This is a genomic window from Cyclobacterium sp. 1_MG-2023, from assembly GCF_030546805.1.
In the GTDB taxonomy this organism is placed as follows: Bacteria; Bacteroidota; Bacteroidia; order Cytophagales; family Cyclobacteriaceae; genus Cyclobacterium.
This window is the reverse complement of the sequence record NZ_JAUOPC010000017.1, coordinates 55,577-74,281: the sequence shown is the minus strand read 5'-3', so window position 1 is coordinate 74,281 and position 18,705 is coordinate 55,577. Positions and strand designations below refer to the sequence as shown.

At 40.3% G+C, this 18,705-nt stretch carries 16 protein-coding genes; 5 read left to right on the top strand and 11 right to left on the bottom strand.

The features are described 5' to 3' along the window. Positions 1–49: 49 nt before the first annotated feature. On the top strand, positions 50–2,452 hold the full coding sequence (locus Q4534_RS21585; protein ID WP_303615232.1) for a TonB-dependent receptor: 2,403 nt from the start codon (positions 50–52) through the stop codon (positions 2,450–2,452). A gap of 64 nt (positions 2,453–2,516) precedes the next feature. Here Q4534_RS21585 and Q4534_RS21580 read toward each other — a convergent pair whose 3' ends face one another. Continuing rightward, a complete protein-coding gene (locus Q4534_RS21580) occupies positions 2,517–3,632 on the bottom strand; it encodes an NAD(P)/FAD-dependent oxidoreductase (protein ID WP_303615231.1) in 1,116 nt (371 codons plus the stop codon). 121 nt (positions 3,633–3,753) lie between these two features. Between Q4534_RS21580 and Q4534_RS21575 the strand changes: the two genes are divergently transcribed. Beyond that, complete coding sequence (locus Q4534_RS21575) at positions 3,754–6,246, top strand: zinc-dependent metalloprotease (RefSeq protein ID WP_303615230.1); 2,493 nt, start codon at positions 3,754–3,756, stop codon at positions 6,244–6,246. 63 nt (positions 6,247–6,309) lie between these two features. Here the strand turns inward: Q4534_RS21575 and Q4534_RS21570 are convergent, their stop codons facing one another. The 7 genes from Q4534_RS21570 to rfbC form a co-directional block, all read right to left on the bottom strand. After that, positions 6,310–7,056 (bottom strand): shikimate dehydrogenase, encoded by a 747-nt coding sequence (locus tag Q4534_RS21570; protein WP_303615229.1) that lies wholly within the window; start codon positions 7,054–7,056, stop codon positions 6,310–6,312. After that, complete coding sequence (locus Q4534_RS21565; RefSeq protein WP_303615228.1) at positions 7,053–7,988, bottom strand: DUF368 domain-containing protein; 936 nt, start codon at positions 7,986–7,988, stop codon at positions 7,053–7,055. The genes Q4534_RS21570 and Q4534_RS21565 overlap by 4 nt, the downstream gene beginning before the upstream one ends. A gap of 30 nt (positions 7,989–8,018) precedes the next feature. Then, the gene (locus Q4534_RS21560) at positions 8,019–8,780 is read right to left on the bottom strand and encodes a phosphosulfolactate synthase (RefSeq protein WP_303615227.1); all 762 of its coding nucleotides are present in this window, start codon (positions 8,778–8,780) and stop codon (positions 8,019–8,021) included. Positions 8,781–8,816: 36 nt separating this feature from the next. Further along, on the bottom strand, positions 8,817–10,229 hold the full coding sequence (locus tag Q4534_RS21555) for a tetratricopeptide repeat protein (RefSeq protein WP_303615226.1): 1,413 nt from the start codon (positions 10,227–10,229) through the stop codon (positions 8,817–8,819). A gap of 99 nt (positions 10,230–10,328) precedes the next feature. Continuing rightward, a complete protein-coding gene (locus tag Q4534_RS21550; RefSeq protein ID WP_303615225.1) occupies positions 10,329–11,291 on the bottom strand; it encodes an NAD-dependent epimerase/dehydratase family protein in 963 nt (320 codons plus the stop codon). Between the two features lie 22 nt (positions 11,292–11,313). Further along, positions 11,314–12,069 (bottom strand): tyrosine-protein phosphatase, encoded by a 756-nt coding sequence (locus Q4534_RS21545; RefSeq protein WP_303615224.1) that lies wholly within the window; start codon positions 12,067–12,069, stop codon positions 11,314–11,316. Next, entirely contained in the window at positions 12,069–12,620 is a 552-nt protein-coding gene (gene rfbC / locus Q4534_RS21540; protein WP_303615223.1) for a dTDP-4-dehydrorhamnose 3,5-epimerase, read from the bottom strand. Before rfbC ends, Q4534_RS21545 begins: the two co-directional genes overlap by 1 nt. Before the next feature lie 228 nt (positions 12,621–12,848). Here rfbC and hflX point away from each other — a divergent pair, with 228 nt between their 5' ends. Both hflX and mtgA read left to right on the top strand, forming a co-directional pair. Continuing rightward, positions 12,849–14,114: a GTPase HflX gene (hflX, locus tag Q4534_RS21535; protein WP_303615222.1), complete on the top strand. Its 1,266-nt coding sequence runs from the start codon at positions 12,849–12,851 to the stop codon at positions 14,112–14,114. A gap of 245 nt (positions 14,115–14,359) precedes the next feature. Beyond that, positions 14,360–15,043: a monofunctional biosynthetic peptidoglycan transglycosylase gene (gene mtgA, locus Q4534_RS21530; protein ID WP_303615221.1), complete on the top strand. Its 684-nt coding sequence runs from the start codon at positions 14,360–14,362 to the stop codon at positions 15,041–15,043. Between the two features lie 9 nt (positions 15,044–15,052). On the opposite strand, the gene Q4534_RS21525 is transcribed toward mtgA, so the two are convergent. Together Q4534_RS21525 and Q4534_RS21520 are read right to left on the bottom strand one after the other, a co-directional pair. Continuing rightward, complete coding sequence (locus tag Q4534_RS21525) at positions 15,053–15,655, bottom strand: DUF2179 domain-containing protein (RefSeq protein WP_303615220.1); 603 nt, start codon at positions 15,653–15,655, stop codon at positions 15,053–15,055. Between the two features lie 159 nt (positions 15,656–15,814). Further along, positions 15,815–17,005: an MFS transporter gene (locus Q4534_RS21520; protein WP_303615219.1), complete on the bottom strand. Its 1,191-nt coding sequence runs from the start codon at positions 17,003–17,005 to the stop codon at positions 15,815–15,817. 266 nt (positions 17,006–17,271) lie between these two features. Here Q4534_RS21520 and Q4534_RS21515 point away from each other — a divergent pair, with 266 nt between their 5' ends. Further along, on the top strand, positions 17,272–17,613 hold the full coding sequence (locus Q4534_RS21515; RefSeq protein WP_303615218.1) for a GIY-YIG nuclease family protein: 342 nt from the start codon (positions 17,272–17,274) through the stop codon (positions 17,611–17,613). Between the two features lie 374 nt (positions 17,614–17,987). On the opposite strand, the gene Q4534_RS21510 is transcribed toward Q4534_RS21515, so the two are convergent. Further along, a complete protein-coding gene (locus tag Q4534_RS21510; RefSeq protein ID WP_303615217.1) occupies positions 17,988–18,494 on the bottom strand; it encodes an HD domain-containing protein in 507 nt (168 codons plus the stop codon). Positions 18,495–18,705: the final 211 nt, after the last annotated feature.

The following is an 18,705-nucleotide window of genomic DNA, read 5'->3' as shown; positions in this document are numbered from 1 at the left end:
AGATTTGTCCCCTCATTTCTTCTATGTTTAACCAGAATAAAATATCAACATGATTCGTATTTGTATTTCAGCAGTATTTTTATTGCTGAGCCACTGGGCTATTGCCCAAAATAATATTCAGGGTTTAATTACTGACGCTGAAAGTAATGCGCCTCTAGAAGGTGCGACCATCTATCTGGAAGGTACCTCCAAAGGGACAGTTACTGATGAAAATGGTGCTTTTCAGTTAATGAACCTAAAGCAAAAGAACGCAAGTCTTCGCATTTCATTTATAGGGTTTTCCTCCCAAACGATTAGCGTTTCTCTTCCTCAGGAAGAAAAACTTGTGGTGGCACTTGAGCCCATAGCCCTTACGGCCGAGGAATTTATTGTGTCGGGAACCAGGGCTTCAGAAACCACCCCTACGACCTTCCAAGTGATAGACAAGGAGACCATTGGTAAGGATAATTTAGGGCAAGATTTACCTTTATTGCTAAATTATACCCCATCAATTGTAACCCATTCCGATGCCGGAACGGGAGTAGGCTATACAGGGCTGCGAATAAGGGGGACAGACCAGACAAGGATCAATGTCACCGTAAATGGAATCCCACTGAATGATGCCGAATCACACGGGGTGTTTTGGGTAAATATGCCTGATTTTGCTTCCTCAGTAGACAATATTCAAATCCAAAGAGGAGTAGGAACATCTACCAACGGAGCGGCCACCTTCGGCGCCAGCCTCAACATACAGACCGATACAAAGAAAGAGGAGGCCTATGCTGAAACAGACAATTCCTACGGTTCTTTCAATACCCGCAAGCATACCATAAAAGCAGGTACCGGATTGATCAATGACAGGTGGGCTGTGGATGCACGACTTTCGCAGGTAACATCTGATGGGTATATAGACAGGGCTTTTTCTAACCTCAAATCCTATTTTGTTTCCGGAGGATATTACGGAGACAAGCATGTGGTCAAAGTGAATATCTTTGCCGGTGCAGAAAAAACCTACCAAGCTTGGAATGGTGTTCCGGAAAATTTGCTGGCCACCAATAGAACTTATAATGGGTATACCTACGATAACGAAACAGACAATTACCAGCAAAATCATTATCAGTTTATTTATGCCGGAACGCTTTCTGACAACTTAAAGGCGAATTTTGCCTTGCATTATACTGCAGGTCAGGGTTATTATGAGCAGTTTAAAGAAGATGATGACCTAGAGGATTATGGAATTGACCCTATACAGATAGGAGATCAAGCAATCAATAGTACGGATATTATCCGAAGGAGATGGCTTGACAATGATTTCTATGGTGCTGTTTTCTCCTTAAAGTATGTTTCATCTGATGGAAGGTTGGATGCCATTGTAGGTGGAGGAGCCAATCGCTATGATGGCGACCACTTCGGTGAAATCATATGGATGGACATTGCCGGAAACACCAATATTCGCGACAAGTATTATAACAATGTGGCGGTAAAAGATGATCGAAACATATACACAAAAGCTACTTATGAGGTAAGGGAAAGACTTTACTTATTTGGAGACCTTCAAGTAAGAGGGATTGATTACTCTTTTAATGGAAAAAATAGTGACCAAAGAGATGTTAGTGGACAACAATCTTACACTTTTTTCAATCCTAAGTTTGGGCTTTCTTACGAAAGTGGAAATGGAAAAACTTTATATGCCTCTTATGCAGTGGCCAATAGAGAACCTGTAAGAAGTGATTTTACTGACTCTCCCATTACTGAAATTCCAAGGCCTGAAAAGCTTAACAATGTGGAGGCCGGAATTAGGGTCAAACAAGCTAATTTTCAGTACAATGCCAACTTTTATTATATGGGTTATAAAGACCAATTGGTGTTGACCGGTCAACTAAATGATGTGGGGGCTTATATTAGAGAAAATGTTGCCAGTAGCTATAGGGCGGGCATAGAACTTGATGCAGCAGTTGTACTTTCCCCGAAATGGACCTTAGGCGGTAATGTTGCTTTTAGCCGGAATAAAATTGATAGCTATACGGAATACAGTGATGTATACGACGAAAACTGGGCATTTATTGGTCAGGAAAGCATCACTTATACCAAAACAGACATAGCCTTTTCTCCGGATGTAGTGGGGAGTGCAATTATTGATTTCAAGCCTATAAAAAATCTTGAATTGAGCCTGCTCAATAAATATGTAGGCCAGCAATTTCTGGACAATGCCCAGCAAGAGGATAGAAGTCTTGATGCTTATTGGACCACTGACTTTAGGTTCGTTTATTCTTGGAAACCGGGATTTGTAAAAGAAGTTGTATTCTCAGGTAAAGTCAACAATGTATTCGATAAACTTTACGAACCCAACGGCTACACCTTTGGTTATTTCGTCCCCAACAGTGAAGGACAGGGGATGCAAAGGGTAGCGGAGAACTATTATTACCCAATGGCAGGTACCAACTTTATGGCAGGAATATCCATCCGCTTTTAAATTATAAGGAAAAGTAATTTTGTTTCTATAGGAATCTCTCCTTGGTTTTGACCAGGGAGAGGTTTTATCTTATAGGATCTCCATGCGTTTGGAGAATAAGTTTTTTGGCCAGGAAAGGGGACTTTTTGAGCACATTTACTGCTATTTTGGAGACCAGAGGGGCACCAAATAGCCGCTGAACAGCCCTGCCGGTGCGCAAGCGACTGTAGAAAAAATAATTCCAAGCCTTAGTATATTCCTCCTGTACGGTTTTGAGGTTCTTGTGTTTTAGGATAGCTTCGGCTGCCAGTTTTCCGCTATGAATGGCAATGGCCATGCCATTGCCACACAAAGGTGTGATCATACCGGCTGCATCACCTATCATAATCACCTGGTTTTCTACCGGAGATTTGGTGGCAAAACTGATCTCATTGATAACTTCGGGTTTCTCCCAGAGAAATTCTGCACCTTCATAGATTGCTTTGATATGTGGGTTTTTAAACAAATATTGTTCTTCCATGGCAGGGATATTCCCTGCTGCTTTTAATTGGGCCCTGCTCCCAAGGTAACATAGGTTGAAATGTTCATTCTCCACGCGATTGATGCCCAGATAGCCGCCTTCATAATTGTGCAGTGCTACAATATGGTCTGCTTGGGTTATTTTGATATGGTGTTTGATACCTATATAGGGGCTCCGCTGTTTTAAATAAGGTCGCTTGAGGTATTTGTCAATCTTGGATCTTTTGCCGTATGCTGCCAATACAATGGGAGAAACCAGTCGTTCACCATGATTGGTACTTAGGTCGAAAGCCTTTTTTTTGGGTATATAATCTATTGTAGCTACTTGAGTCTTTAATAAAAACTTTACGCCTACTTCTTGACATTTTTGGTAGAGAAAATGGTCAAAGCTGTATCTGCTGATGCCAAAACCACCCAAGTCCAGCGGAACTTCTGCCAAGGCACCATTGACGGCAGTTAACCTAAAAGTATTGATTTCTGCAGGATTAAAGCAGGATGGGAAGAGATTTTCATTGATTAAAAAATCCCTTACTTCATTGGAGATATATTCTCCGCAAACCCTGTGAAAGGGGTAGCTCTTTTTTTCAATGAGAAGAACCTCCTTACCATTCTTCGCTAAAAGGTAAGCCGCGATTAATCCGGAAAGCCCTCCGCCTATGATTGTAATTTGGTTTTGGTTCATCTGTTATATTAACTACTTGAATACGTAATGGTTTGCAACTATTACTGAAGCATGTGCCGGATTACAAATTAAAATTTTAATTTTACTTTCTATTATTCCTAACTTAATTAAATAACCCAATATGTTGAAGTCAAAGGTAAGCCTTTTGATTTTGCTGCTAGTCGGATTTGGGCTGAATCTTGTTTCACCGGATTTGGCAGAGGCGCAGCGACGAAAGAAAAAAAAGGACAAGCAAGAAGAAAAAGATACCGAAAAGAAACCTACGAAAACCAAGGATGGATTTAAATCTTATGGTGAAATAATTAAAGACAGTACCCAAAGCAAAGCTGGGCTTTTTGCTGTCCATAAGGTGGATGAGAAATACTATTATGAAATTCCTGAAGAAATGCTCGGCAGGGAAATGCTTATGGTTACAACCATCGCCAAGACGGCCAATGGGATAGGCTATGGTGGGGAGCGCACCAATACCCAAATGCTCAGATGGGAAAAGAAAGACAAGAATATCTTATTGAAGGTGGTATCTTATGCCAATACTGCTGCGGACTCCCTTCCGATTTATCAAGCAGTGAAAAACTCCAACTTGGAGCCTATATTATACCGATTTGATATAGAGGCAAAAGGCAAAAATGAAAAAGGTTGGTTGATTGAGGTGTCGGACCTATTCTCCAAAGATATACATGCCCTTGGTTTACAACAAAGGCGCAGAAAAAGCTACAAGGTGACGCGGCTCGATACGGACAGGTCCTATATAGAAAGGATCAGTCCCTACCCCACCAATATTGAAGCCCGATATGTGTTGACTTATGCGGCTTCTGCTCCACCTTCCAATGCCTCAACAGGACTTATTACAGTGGAAATGAACAGTAGCATGGTCTTGCTACCGGATGAACCCATGAAGCAAAGACTCGCTGACCGAAGGGTAGGCTGGTTCAACACGAGGGTAACAGATTATGGTCTGAATGTCCATAAAGCAAGTCAACGCAGCTACCTGGATCGATGGAGACTCGAGGTAAAAGAGGAGGATATGGAAAAATTCAAGGCGGGAGAACTGGTGGAGCCCAAGAAGCAAATTGTCTATTATATAGATCCGGCCACCCCTTCACAATGGGTGCCCTATTTGATTGCCGGTGTGGAAGATTGGAATGCTGCTTTTGAAGAAGCTGGTTTTAAAAATGCCATTACAGCCAAAAAAGCACCTAACCCGGAGGAAGATCCGGATTGGAATCCCGAAGATGCCAGGTATTCGGTGATCAGGTATTTTGCCTCTAATATTCAGAATGCCTATGGTCCCCATGTTTCAGATCCCCGATCAGGTGAGATTATTGAATCTGATATAGGATGGTACCACAATGTTATGAACCTATTGCACAATTGGTTCTTTGTGCAGACAGCAGCAATCAACCCTGACTCAAGAGCTATGCAATTTGACGATGAAGTGATGGGAAGGTTAATCCGATTTGTGTCTTCTCATGAAGTAGGACATACCCTTGGCCTGCCACATAACTTCGCTTCATCTTTTGCCTATCCTGTAGATTCTTTGCGCTCTGCTACCTTTACCGCAAAGTATGGAACAGCCCCCTCTCTTATGGATTATGCACGTTTTAACTATATAGCGCAACCTGAAGACGAAGGGGTGCATTTATTCCCTGAGGTAGGTCCTTATGATAAATTTGCAATCTCCTGGGGCTATCGGCCTATTCCAGATGCTACAACGCCGGAAGATGAGCAGGAGATCCTTGACGAATGGATCTTGGCAAAAAAAGGTGACCCCATTTACCGCTATGGGAGGCAAGGTAATCCTTATGATCCCAGTGCGCAAAGCGAAGACTTGGGCAATGATGCCATGAAGGCCTCCTATTATGGGATTCAAAACCTTAAACGTATCCTTCCTAACCTTATCGAATGGACGGGAGAATTGGATAAACCCTTTAAAGATTATGATGACCTGAAGGAGTTGTATGTGCAAGTGCTAACCCAGTACAACCGGTATATGGGGCATGTAAGAACAAATATTGGAGGGGTTTATGAGATATATAAAGCCATAGGTCAGGATGAGCCCGTTTATACCCATGTGGATAAAGCCAAACAAAAGGAAGCCATGGCTTTTATTCAAAAGGAGTTGTTTTTGACTCAGGATTGGTTGACGGATGACAATATAACCGGTAGAATTCAAGACTTTGGGGTTTTGGATAGAATAAGAAAACTGCAAGTAGGTACCCTCAATGGGATTTTAGATTGGGGACGCCTTGGAAGAATTATTGAGAATGAAGCCATAAATGGTGCTGAGGCTTATGGTTTGTTGGAAATGATGACAGACTTGAGGAAAGGAATATGGGTGGAATTGCCGGAAGGGAAATCCATTGATGTGAATCGAAGAAGCCTGCAAAAGGCACATTTGGAGAAACTTGAAGAGTTGATGACCAAGGATGCAAGTGGTCGATCTGCCTCTACTCTGAATGCATCGCAATCAGACATACCCTCAGTGGCTCGCGCTTCATTAAATGTAATCCAAAGTGAGATCAAAAGGGCTATTCCAAGAACCTCAGATTCTATGAGTAAAATTCATCTGGAAGATTGCCTTGAGAGAGTAAATAAAATATTAGATCCATCTTAAGGATCTATTCCAACCCATTTAATAAAAAAGCCATGAGACTATATCTCATGGCTTTTTTTGAATTTATTTGTTCCAAATATCCCAAGCAGCTTCTGCTTGAAGGTGGAGCATTTCTATTCCATTTTTTGTTTTCGCTCCCATTTTAGCTGCGGCACTCATCATGGCCGTTTCCGTAGGATTATAAACCAGGTCATAGTACCAATTATTGGCCGTCAGGTGATCTACCGGCAAATCCGGCAGGGCTGAGGTATTCGGATAAGTACCCAAAGGGGTGCTGTTTATGATCAGCGGGTATTCTTGGAGTAAATCCGGAGAAGCTATGATGTCCTTGTAGCTAATGGTGTTTTTTGTAGAAGCATCAGGATTTCTAGAAACTTTTAAAAAGGGCATTTCCAGGTCTTTCAAGGCTTGGCAAACAGCCTTGGACGCACCACCTGTTCCCAATATTAGGGCTTGGGGTTTTTTCTCTCCTAACCAATTGGTCAAGGAGGTTTTGAAGCCATAGTAATCGGTGTTGTATCCGATTAGTCCTTTCTCCGTTAGTTTGATACAATTGACAGCGCCGATGGCTTTACAGGCAGGATCTAAATTGTCCAAAAAGGGGATTACCTGCTCTTTGTAAGGTATGGTCACATTAAGTCCTATCAAACCTTTTTGCGAGGAAATGATTTCCGGCAGGTCTTGGATTGTTGGGATTTCATACAAATCATACCTGCAATCTGTGGTTCCTTCTCTATCGAATTTGTCAGAGAAATACTTTTTTGAAAAGGAATGGGTCAGAGGATAACCTATTAAACCGTATTTTTTCATTCTTTCCTAAAATTATAAGCCAACCTTTCAAGTCCGACTACCAAGACCACACCAATTAAAAATGCCAAAATAGCGATCAGAAAGGCAGGTTCCTGTCCTGTTTCGGCTAGATATACATGGGGCAATATGTTTTCTGTCAACAATGGCTTTTGAGCACCGGAACTTGACACCCTATAGGTTAGGATTTTTTTCCATGGCCAAATCTTATTGATAGAGCCAATCATAAAGCCTGACAAAAAAGACAAGGTAAGGGCATGGTAATTTTTCAAAAACCAAGAAATCACCCGGCTAAACAGCAATAAGCCGGTGATACATCCCAAAGCAAAGACACCCAGGATCACAATATCCCTTTCATTGACAGCGTGTAGGATGAATTCGTATTTCCCTAGGATTAGCAAAAGGAAACTACCGGAAATTCCCGGAAGTATCATGGCACAGATCGCAATGGCTCCGGCAGTGAAAGTAAACCAAATGTTGTTCGGTGAAGAAATCATCGGAAGCTCAGTGATGAAATAGGCAATGAGCGCTCCAATAGGAAACATCAGAATAGCGACAATGGTCCATCGTTTGATATCACGCAGAATAATTATGGCGCTAATGAGTATCAACCCACAGAAAAAAGACCACAAGGGTATAGGGTATTTGTCAATCAGAAAAGTTATCACTTTTGAGAAAGCAAAAATACTGGTTAAGATTCCTGAAAATAAAGTCAGTAAGAAACCTGCATTTACGTGTTTCCAGAAAGCCGCAATATCAAATTTTGCCAATAGCTTAATGGCGGTGAGGTCAAAGGAATTAATGCTGGCAAGAAGTTCTTCATAGATCTTCGTAACCAGTGCTATTGAACCTCCGGAAACCCCGGGGACAATATCGGCACTTCCCATACCCATGCCTTTTAAGAAAAGGAATGCCTTCTCACGAAACTTATTCATTGATTGGACTTTTAATAATGAGATTAAAAATTATTTGTTCAAAAAGAAATCGAAAGTATCTCCTCTTAGTCCTAGTCTTAGCGTTTCCAATGGAATGATTTCATTGGGGGCAATATTTCCTAAATTAACATTCGTGCCCAATAGTTTGATAAACCAAACTTGTTGCTCCTTCTGTGGTGCTTCCCAAATGATTCTTTCTTCCGGAACTTGGGTTAAAATTTCTTCAACCAGACCTTGCCTTACTTCACCCGAATCTCTGAAAAGACCTACAGTACCTCCTTCTCTAGCCTCACCAATTACTTTCCATGCACCGGCACTAAGTTCTTTTTGCATTTGATCAATCCATTTATAAGGAGGAATGATTTTGGCGGCATCTTTGGATCCGACTTCTGAAAGCACGGTGACATCCTTCGCAAGGGTTTGAATGTACTCACATTTAGTGTCATGGTCCAAGGTGATGGAACCATCAGAGACCTCTACAAAAGAAAGTTGGTACTTGTCCAATAGTCGCCTGTAGTCTTCAAATTGATCCCTAATGATAAAAGCTTCAAATAAGGTGCCTCCAAAATATACAGGAATGCCGGCAGCCCGGTAAATATCAATTTTTTCTTTTAGTTTGGTAGTGACATAAGAAGTGGCCCAGCCTAATTTGACGATGTCTACGTAATCTCCGTTAGATTCTATGAAGTCTTCCACTTCTCTTAGACTTAAACCCTTGTCCATAGCCATGGTAAATCCCGAATTTCTAGGCTTCTGTGTTCTGGATGGGATGCTGTTCAGGATGTAATTCATTCAATATGATTTTGATATTATAGATAAATAGGAGTCTTATTCCTTAAAACCCTCTCTATACTGATTGATTATTTTATAGATTGCTTTTTGTTGTTCCAGTTCAGGCATCAACTCATAAAGCAACGTGTGTTTTTCAAAGTCCAAAGTTAATGCATTTTCCAAAATTGAAAAGGCTTCTTTGTATTTACCTGTCTTAATCATGTATACTACCAGTCGATAATACAGGCTTGCTTCCTCAGGTAACTCTTCTAAGCCTTCCATTATAACATCTTCCGCCTCTTCAAATCGGTTTTGATCAAAATAAATCAAAGAGAGGTTGACATAAGTTTCTAATATGCCTGGTTCCAGATTAATGGCTTCTTCATAGGCCTCAGAGCTTGATTGTAGGTTGCCCAGTTCGTATTCTGCATCAGCCAGCCCCACCCAGTAGTTGGCATTTTCTGCAGTTAATTTGATGGCTTTCTTGAAATAATGTATGGCTTCAAAATATTTTTTCTTTTTGACCATGCACATTCCAAGCCCAAACCAGGCATCGTCATATTCTGAATCCAGTTTTGCGGATTTTTTAAAATACTTGAAAGCCATGTCTATTTGATCCAGCTTCTCATAAGAAGCCGCTAGGTAACAGCAATTTTCAGCATTGCTTCCTTCACAATTGATTGTATTAAGATAGGCTTCCAGTGCCTTTTCATACTGGTTGGTATTCATCAGGGCATTGCCAAGATTGAAGTAGGCAGATGAGAAGGTGTCATCGATCAATAAGGCATAGTCATAGGCGGCGATGGCATCCTCAAACTTACCCAAGCGATTATATACTACGCCAAGGTTATACCATGCATTGGCATTGTAAGGGTCTTGGTCGATGAATTCTTGATAGAAATTGAGTATTTCGTCAAATGAACCTTCTTCGTCAGTTAGCATGGCCAGCTGAAACAAGGCATCTTCATGATTGATTTTTAGCTTTACAGCTTCCTTAAGGCATTCAATGGCCTGCCTATTTTTATTTTCAATCCTGTAAAAATTCCCCAAAAGGTAAAATACCTCAGCTTTGTCCTCAGCCAAGGGGATAAAATTTTGAAGTAATTGAATGGCATCTGAATTCTGATCCAATATGGACATGGCATTGGCTAATGTCAGCACAATGTCTTCGTTGTTGGGGGAAATATTGTTTAGATTTTCAAGAATCTCTAAACCTTCTTCTACCTCATCGAGAAATATATGCGATTGAGCCATCAACAATTTTATTTCAATTGAAAATGGAAACTTAGATAAAGCCCATTCGCTGGTTTTTAATGCTTTCCTATATTTAAAATGATCATGGTAATATCTAATGATATCTTCTAGTTCTTCTTCTCCGAAGAACAAATTTAAGTTAGCGCTAAGTGAGTCCTCAAACCTCTTAACCAACTCTTTCTCTTGATCTGAATGATTATCAAAATCTTCTGTCATAGGTTTGATGTAATTTTTAAACTTAATGTACCAATTTTATTCTTGAGATGGCCTAAACCAGTTAAGTTTTTATGATTAATTAACGGCATTGTATGTGTGTTAATTAACCGATATTGCCCATTTAAAGGTATCCGTCAAAGGGGTATAGGTATATTCTGTAATCGTATTAATTTTATTGTTGTCATACCTGATTTTGCTTTGAGCAGTTTTAATCGTCTGACGCGTAACAGGTATTTTATTTTTAGCAAAATAATTATAAAGCATGGACCAGTTGATTACCATCTTGGCCATCCAATTATTCAAAGGTTTTTTGGGTGGGGTTAATTTAAATTCTTTGGCCATTTCTTTGAAGAAGGTTTCATAAGGTATGGCTTCTTTATTGATGATGTACCGTTGCCCCCAATGTCCGGAATCTATCATGGTATTGATCTGGGAAACAGCGTCTCTGATATCTATATAGTTTATGTCTCCAATTGGGAAATACCGGTTTCCTTCCAGTACATATCTGTAAATTTGACTGGAACTTCTTTCATCACCGATCTTTGCCAATAAGATGGATGGATTGAAAACCATTACCTCAAGTCCCTCTTGTGCCCCACGCCAAACTTCAAGTTCAGCAAGATGCTTTGAAATGGCATAGGGAGTATTGAGTGGTGAGGTTACCCATTTCTGGTTTTCATTGATTAGGGGGATGGCATCTCTCCCAAGGGCGGCAACAGAGCTTATAAAAACCAGTTTTTTGCAGCTTGAAGACAGCATGGCATTTACCATACAGGCTGTACCTTGGGTGTTGGTTTCCAGTAAGGCTTCTTTTTTGGACTCATCAAATGAGACCATGCCGGCAGCATGGATCACTAGATCCTGATTGTTGCAGGCCTCGATCAGCAGTTCTACATCTGTGATCTCACCTTCATACCAGTTGATTTGAGAAGCGAGATTTCCCAGAAGCTGTGTGCTGCTATTTTGCCTTTTGAGCCCGGAAATTTGAGCTTTGCCGGCATAGCTTTTTGCCAGATAGCTTCCCAATAACCCGGTAATGCCGGTAATCAATATTTTTTTCACACGCAATAATGCTTACAGGTTATTATAATTCTTTATTCCACAAATCCATTTCCTGTAATTTATCATAGTATTTGCTATGGGGTAATCTTTCCATGGCATTGAGGTACTTTTCATTGTGGCAGTCTGTTCCTGCTAATTTCACCAAGTTTCGATCTATTAATTTCTCGGCAAATTTTTTGACGCCTTTAGAGTAGTAACCTGTCAGTGAAAGTAAGTTAAGCTGAAAAGGGATGCTTCTATCTATCAACGCATCGAGTGTTTCCACCTCCTGATGTAAATAAATATATCGTTCCGGATGAGCAAATACCGGTTGGTAGCCCAACATTTCCATTTTAAAGAATGTATCCAAAAGAATGTGAGGCTTACTCATGAATCCAGTTTCTACAAGAACCATTTTATTCCTCCCAAAAGAGAGAATAGGCTCCTTGTTTTCAATTTTTTCATAGAAAATTTCATCCAGATAATATTCAGCTGCAGCATCCAATTCTATGTCAATTCCTGCTTCCTTTACTGCCAATCTAAGTTTTTCTAATCCGGCCCCTATGATTTCAGGCGTGTTTTTAAAAAACTCGCTCATGATATGTGGGGTGATGATTAATTTTTTCAGCCCGTAACCCGAAAGCCTGCTGATCAGTTCAATGGACTCTTCCATATTTTGTGAGCCATCATCAATACCCGGTATCAGGTGACTGTGCATGTCTGTCCGTAGCCAGCTGAGGTCGAGCGGTTTATTTTTAGGTGATTGATTAAATTTTTTAAATAGTTTAATGATAGACATTAAAGTCCTCCTTTGCTTATTTCTGTAAATTTTTCAACATCAGGCCATAACTGGTCTTTCTCTGATAGCAGTGGTTCATCCACTCCCCAATCAATGCTTAACTGTTTATCATTCCAAATAATTCCACCTTCACTTTCTTTGTTGTAAAGGTTAGAACATTTATAGGTAAATACAGCGTCTTCCCATACGGCAAAACCATGGGCAAAGCCTTTAGGTACATACAACATGTTTTGAAGTTTTTCATCCAATACCACTGAATGGAATTTCCCATAAGTATCTGAGCCCTTTCTAAGATCCACACAAACGTCCAATACCTTGCCACTAATAACCCTAACCAACTTTGCTTGGGCATGTTCACCCTTTTGAAAGTGGAGGCCACGAACAATTCCGGCCTCTGAATAGGATTGGTTGTCTTGGACCCAAGTGGTATTCATTCCTTTTTTTTCAAAACTATCTTGTCGGTAACTTTCTAAAAAATAACCCCTTGCATCTTTGAATACTTTTGGGTAGATTTCATATACATCTTTAATAGGTGTTTCCCTGATTTCCATACCTTTGGATTTATATCTCTAAAAACGTTGCAATTTGACAATTATGTTATGAAGATATATAAATTTGAAACGAAATTGTACAGTTGTGGTTTAAAGATTGGTCTTTTAATGTATAAATACCGGAAATGGTCTCCAAATACACAGATTTAATTTGACTGATAATGAATCTATTGCTAGCACAATATGTTATAATTTCCTAAGTTAAAAAAGATTGATTTAAATTTCTGAATGAGTAAACATAGTAGAAAATTAGCAAAATTAGTAGATACTTCTCCGAAAGAAGAAACGGCCATATTGGTAGCACTGATCCATCAAAATGAGACGGAAAAGTTGGTGCAAGAACATTTGGACGAACTGGCATTTTTGACGGAGACCTTAGGAGCGAAAGCCATACACCGGTTTACCCAAAGAATGGACAAACCGGATACCAGGTCTTTTGTAGGTACCGGTAAACTTGAGGAAATAAAGGCTTATATAGAATACTTTGATGTGGACATGGTCATCTTTGATGAAGACCTGAGCCCTTCACAAGTGAAAATTCTGGAAAATGAGCTGAAGATTAAGGTTTATGACCGATCCATGTTGATCTTGGATATCTTCCTCAACAGGGCCCAAACGGCCCAAGCTAAAACCCAGGTCGAATTGGCGAGGTTTCAGTACCTATTGCCTAGGCTTACCCGAATGTGGACACACTTGGAGCGACAAAGAGGTGGTACCGCCACTCGTGGAGGGGCAGGTGAAAAGGAAATAGAAACAGATAAAAGGGATATCAGAAGGAAAATCGATATTCTGAAGGATAAGCTCAAGAAAATTGAGAAACAAGGCCAGACCCAACGAAAAGGCAGACAAGGAATTGTGAGAGTTGCCCTTGTAGGATACACCAATGTGGGTAAAAGTACCTTGATGAACCTTTTGACCAAGGAAAATATATTAGCGGAAAACAAACTTTTTGCGACGGTAGACTCCACGGTTAGAAAAGTTGTACTGGAAAATATCCCTTTCCTGATATCCGATACAGTTGGTTTCATACGAAAGCTTCCTACGCACCTTATTGAGTCTTTTAAATCTACCTTGTCTGAGATAGAAGAGGCAGACCTATTGGTGCATGTGGTAGACATTGCACACCCCGGGTTTGAAGACCAAATAGCTGTAGTGAACCAAACCCTTAGAGAAATGGGGGCCGGTGATAAACCAATGATCATGGTTTTTAATAAAATTGATATAGCGCCTAAAATGCCCTCAGAAGAGGAATTGATGGAAATGTCTGAATTTGAAGTGGAGGAGGCAAATTTTATCGATTTTGAAAAGTTGAAAGTAAGTTATGCCAAAAAATCGGCGATTAACCCGGTTTTTATGGCCGCCGGCGATGGAACCAATATTGCTGAATTAAGAAAAACCATCATAGAGGAGGTGAAAAAGATTCATAAGAAAATGTACCCGCATTACCTTGAAGATGAAGTTGTGGATTTCTCTCAATATTCCGATGAGGAATAAATGATAATACCCACGCAGGGCTAAGTCCCGGTTATGCTTTTCCCTGAATTGGTTTATCTTAATTCAGGGAAAAGTTTGGCTTTTTTAAATGAAAATAGATAAAGGCAATGCCCCACCTTCATCAATTTTTTTCAGGTCAAAGTTTTACAATTTAAGCGTATTTATTATTTTTTGCCTGTAGGTATTTTGTGGGCAAAGCCAGTTTTCGGTTTAAAATATCAATACAAATTTAATTAAACGATACATTGAGGAGATTAGCAGCTTGGCTTGGAAAGGCTTTACTTATCTTATGGGTCACTTCCCTGCTACTGGTCCTGGTTCTTAAGGTTTTGCCTGTTTATTTTACGCCTTTGATCGGGATTCGAACCATAAATCAGGTTTTCTCTGAAAAGAAGGTAGTGCTTAATAAGAACTGGGTGCCCATAGAAGAAATTTCTCCACATTTGTGTTTGGCGGTAATCGCTTCCGAGGACCAGAAGTTTTTAAGCCATCATGGCTTTGATTGGGAAGCCTTGGAAAGTGCAATGGCTGATTATAGGACAGGTAAGCGTTTGAGAGGTGGGAGCACTATATCTAATCAAACCGCTAAAAATGTTTTCCTCTGGCCGGGAAGGAATTTTGTACGAAAAGGGTTGGAAGCTTATTTTACAGTGCTAATCGAATTATTTTGGAGCAAGCAAAGGATTCTTGAAGTATACCTGAATGTAATAGAAATGGGGGATGGCCTATATGGAGCAGAGGCGGCCGCTCAAAGATATTTTAAGAAACCGGCCTCTAAACTTTCCCGACAAGAAGCCGCTTTGATTGCTGCGATTTTACCAAACCCCATCCAATGGAGAGCCGATCGTCCCTCGGCTTATATTAAGAAGAGACAAGCTTGGATACTGAGAAATATGAACAACCTAGGGGAGCTAAAGCTTGAGCCATAAGAGGCTTGGTCATTTTCTTATGATACTCCTTAGGCGGGTAGTATACCTTGGTTTGTCCTCCATAACATTCAGATCATCTTCTGAAATTCGTTTCACGCTTTCGATGGTATAGAAAGCTTTTTCATCGCTTTCTTTCAGCTTATTTATCAAGCCCGGAAGCATTTCCCTCTTGATCACGGTAAACATTAGGATTACTTTTCCATACCTACCTTCTGCACCTACGGAGGTAAACCTGTAGCTTTTTTCTTTCATGTATTCTACCAATTGGGGTAGCGGTTCAGGCGTAATAATTCTAACTAGCACCCTTCCCAAAGCCAATCGTTCTTCGATGACCATCCCCACATAGGTGCCTGTAGCAAAACCACCTGCATAAGCAATATAGGACATGGGGTTGCTAATGTTTTGAAAAATTTGACCTATGGCCAAGAGCCAAATAAAAGCTTCGAAAAAGCCAAGTATGGGGGCAATGGTTTTTTTACCATTGAGCACAAACATTATTCTCAGGGTGTTGATAGAAACATCAACCACCCTGGCAAAAAAGATCAATAATGGCATTACCAAGTAGTCGAAAACCGTTTCGGATATACCAAAAGACGCTATAAATTCCTGCATGAGATTGATCAAAATTTTGAAAACGCAAAAGTAAGAAAAGTAAATCAGATTAAATAGCTTTCATAAAATCTAAACGATTGGTAACCATAAATTTTAGGGCAGTTTTCATGGATGTGGGTAGCGTCCAATTACCAACTTAGTCTGCTTCGGAAAGCCGGCTTAAATTGTTTTATTCTTACCTGCATGATACCCAAAAAAGGTAAATAATGTGGAGGCAATAATCATTAAGTAGATTAGTAGATCCCAATCCTGCCACATATCAAATGCAACACCAAATAACATAGGGCCGAAAGCAGCAAGAAAATAGCCGGCTGACTGGGCCATACCGGATAATGCTGAAGTATAATTGTCTCCATCCGTTCGAAGGGCGATAAGGGTATAGGCCAAACTGATGCTTGCTCCCATACCAAGACCTATAAGTCCTATGCTAAAAATGTTTAGCCAAAGAATAGGAATAAACAAACTGCTAAAGCCGGTAATGTATATTAGTCCTATGATGGTATTGAAAATGGATTGTTGCTGGTATCTGACTGCAATAAACGGTGCCACAAATGTGCCTGATAACCCCACGACTTGCATCAGAGATGCAGTCAGCCCTGCCTCAACGGGGGACAAGCCTCTGTCGATCATCATGTCAGGAAGCCAAGTGACAAGGGTAAAGAATAGAAAGGATTGTAAACCCATAAATAAAGTAACCTGCCAGGCCAATCTGGAGCGCCAAACTGATTTTTCTGTTTTTTCGGGTTTGACTTTTGGCTTGGGGCTGAGTTTTAGTTGTGGCCACCAGACGATCAAGGCAAGGAAAAGCAAGGAACTCCAGAATAACAGGGAGCCTCTCCAACCCCAGCCCAGGTCAATGGCCAGCGGGACACTTAAAGCAGTGGCTATCGCGGCCATAAGTGACATGCCTGTGCTGTACATTCCCGTCACAGCCCCTGTTTTTGTAGGCATTCGTGCTTTCACCAAGGGGATCAGCAATACATTGCAAATTACGATACCTATGCCGGTGAGCGCTGTGCCTACAAATAAGGCATAAGGGCCTGCTGAGACCCTGATAATTGAACCTATTCCAAGCACAACGAGTCCAAGAAAAATGGCTTTGGCTTTGCCAAAATAGTCTCCTATTGCAGCAGAGAAAAGGGAAAAAATAGCAAAACTAAGTAAAGGTAAAGTAGTAAGAAAACCTGCCAAACCATTAGAAATTGACATTTCTTCTCTGATATAGGGGATTAATGGACCTACAGCCGTAATGGAGGGCCGTAGATTGAAAGAAACCAATAGAATCCCTAATACCAACCATTGGTTGCTAGTTTTGTTCTTTAAACGGCTTAAGGTATGGCTAAAAGTCATGCAAGGTCAACCGAAGTTAGGTCGCATAAGGTTCCGTGAAACGGGAAATATGCACTTGTTTTTGTTTAAATTGGCTTACTAGTCGGGAAACGATATCTTATAGCCGGTTCTTGAGCGAAGCCAAAGGAGTTGGAATTCTGTGCTCTATACCCTATGGCTTCGACTCCGCTCAGCCGCCGGGAGAGAATGGCCGGTTCCTGAGTGGAAGGAGTAGGTATAAAATATAGAATCTTTGTCTGTTCATTAGTTAAGTTAACTTTTAAAAAATGAAAGGGTACATGTATATTCTGGAATGTTCTGATGGTAGCTATTATACTGGCAGTACAATAGATTTGGAATTGCGGCTAAAGCAACATCAAGGTGGAGAAGGAGCGAAATATACCAAAAAAAAATTACCGGTAAAGTTGGTTTATTATGAAGAATTTCAAAGAATAGATGAAGCTTTTTATAGAGAAAAACAAGTGCAAGGCTGGAGTAGAAAAAAGGAAGAAGCATTGATAAAAAGTTTGACTGATAACCTTCATGAACTAGCAAGGTGTTTGAACGAAACAAGTCATGAAGGTTTTCGTACCTCTGGCTTCGACTCCGCTCAGCCGCCGAGAACATGAATTGTCTATTTTACCTAGGATTTCCTAAGAGGTGGGGCTACTGATTGAAATTTTTAATACCTAAAACCTATGTCATAGCCGGAATAAGCTAGCCGGTTCCTGAGCGGAGCTGATGGACTAAGCATTACGTGCTCTTTACCCTCTGGTTTCGACTCCGCTCAGCCGCCGGGAACATGAATTGTCTATTTTACCTAGGATTCCCTAAGAGGAGGGGCTACTGATTGAAATTATTAATACCTAAAACCTATGTCATAGCCGGAATAAGCTAGCCGGTTCCTGAGCGGAGCCGAAGGAGTAGGCATAATGACTCGTCTTTGCTCCCCACAAATACATATGTCTGATTTATTTACTTCTGCAAACCCTACATACAACAATTATTCATTCTCCAGCAAGGTCTCTATATAATTGACCATATCCCTTAATTCAGAACGGTACGTCTTATGGATAAAATTGTCATTTTCTTTTTTGTATTTCTCAAACATACCGGACCCCTGTTTTTTTGAGTATATAATATTGGCAATCCGGTCGCAATATTTTATAAAAACAGCATTGGGCGTTTCTTGCATTTCCTGGTAATATTTATCATTGGCCCTTTCAGTTCTGCTTTTACCTTTTTCATTGGTTAAAGCAAAAGCCAATTCCGCCACTGTTTCATTGGTGTTTTTCTTGACGTCATTATAGGTTTCTCTTGCATCCTCTATGATATCGTGTACCCAGCAAGCGCATAAAACATTTTCACGCTCTTCCTCTGCTACCAAGTAAATGAATTTTTCAGCCACTTCATGCACCATTTGAAGGTGATATTCATATCCTTGGTCTCCATATTTATGGTTGACTGCTTGGTGGGTTTTAATGGCGTAGGTAGTCGTTTTTTCTAACATATTCTTAAAACAGTTGTATGGGTTTTTCTTTAGAATTTGATATAGCTATGCCTTGAATTTCCTTCGCCTTTGACAGGAAATCTGCTTGCTTAATGAATAAGTTTTATATAGGGGAGATTAATTACTCAATATTGAATTTGACTTTAATTTATCCATAGAAACCTAATTTTTCATTAGGTTTTATACGGCTGTTAAGTCAAAAGTAAAAGTG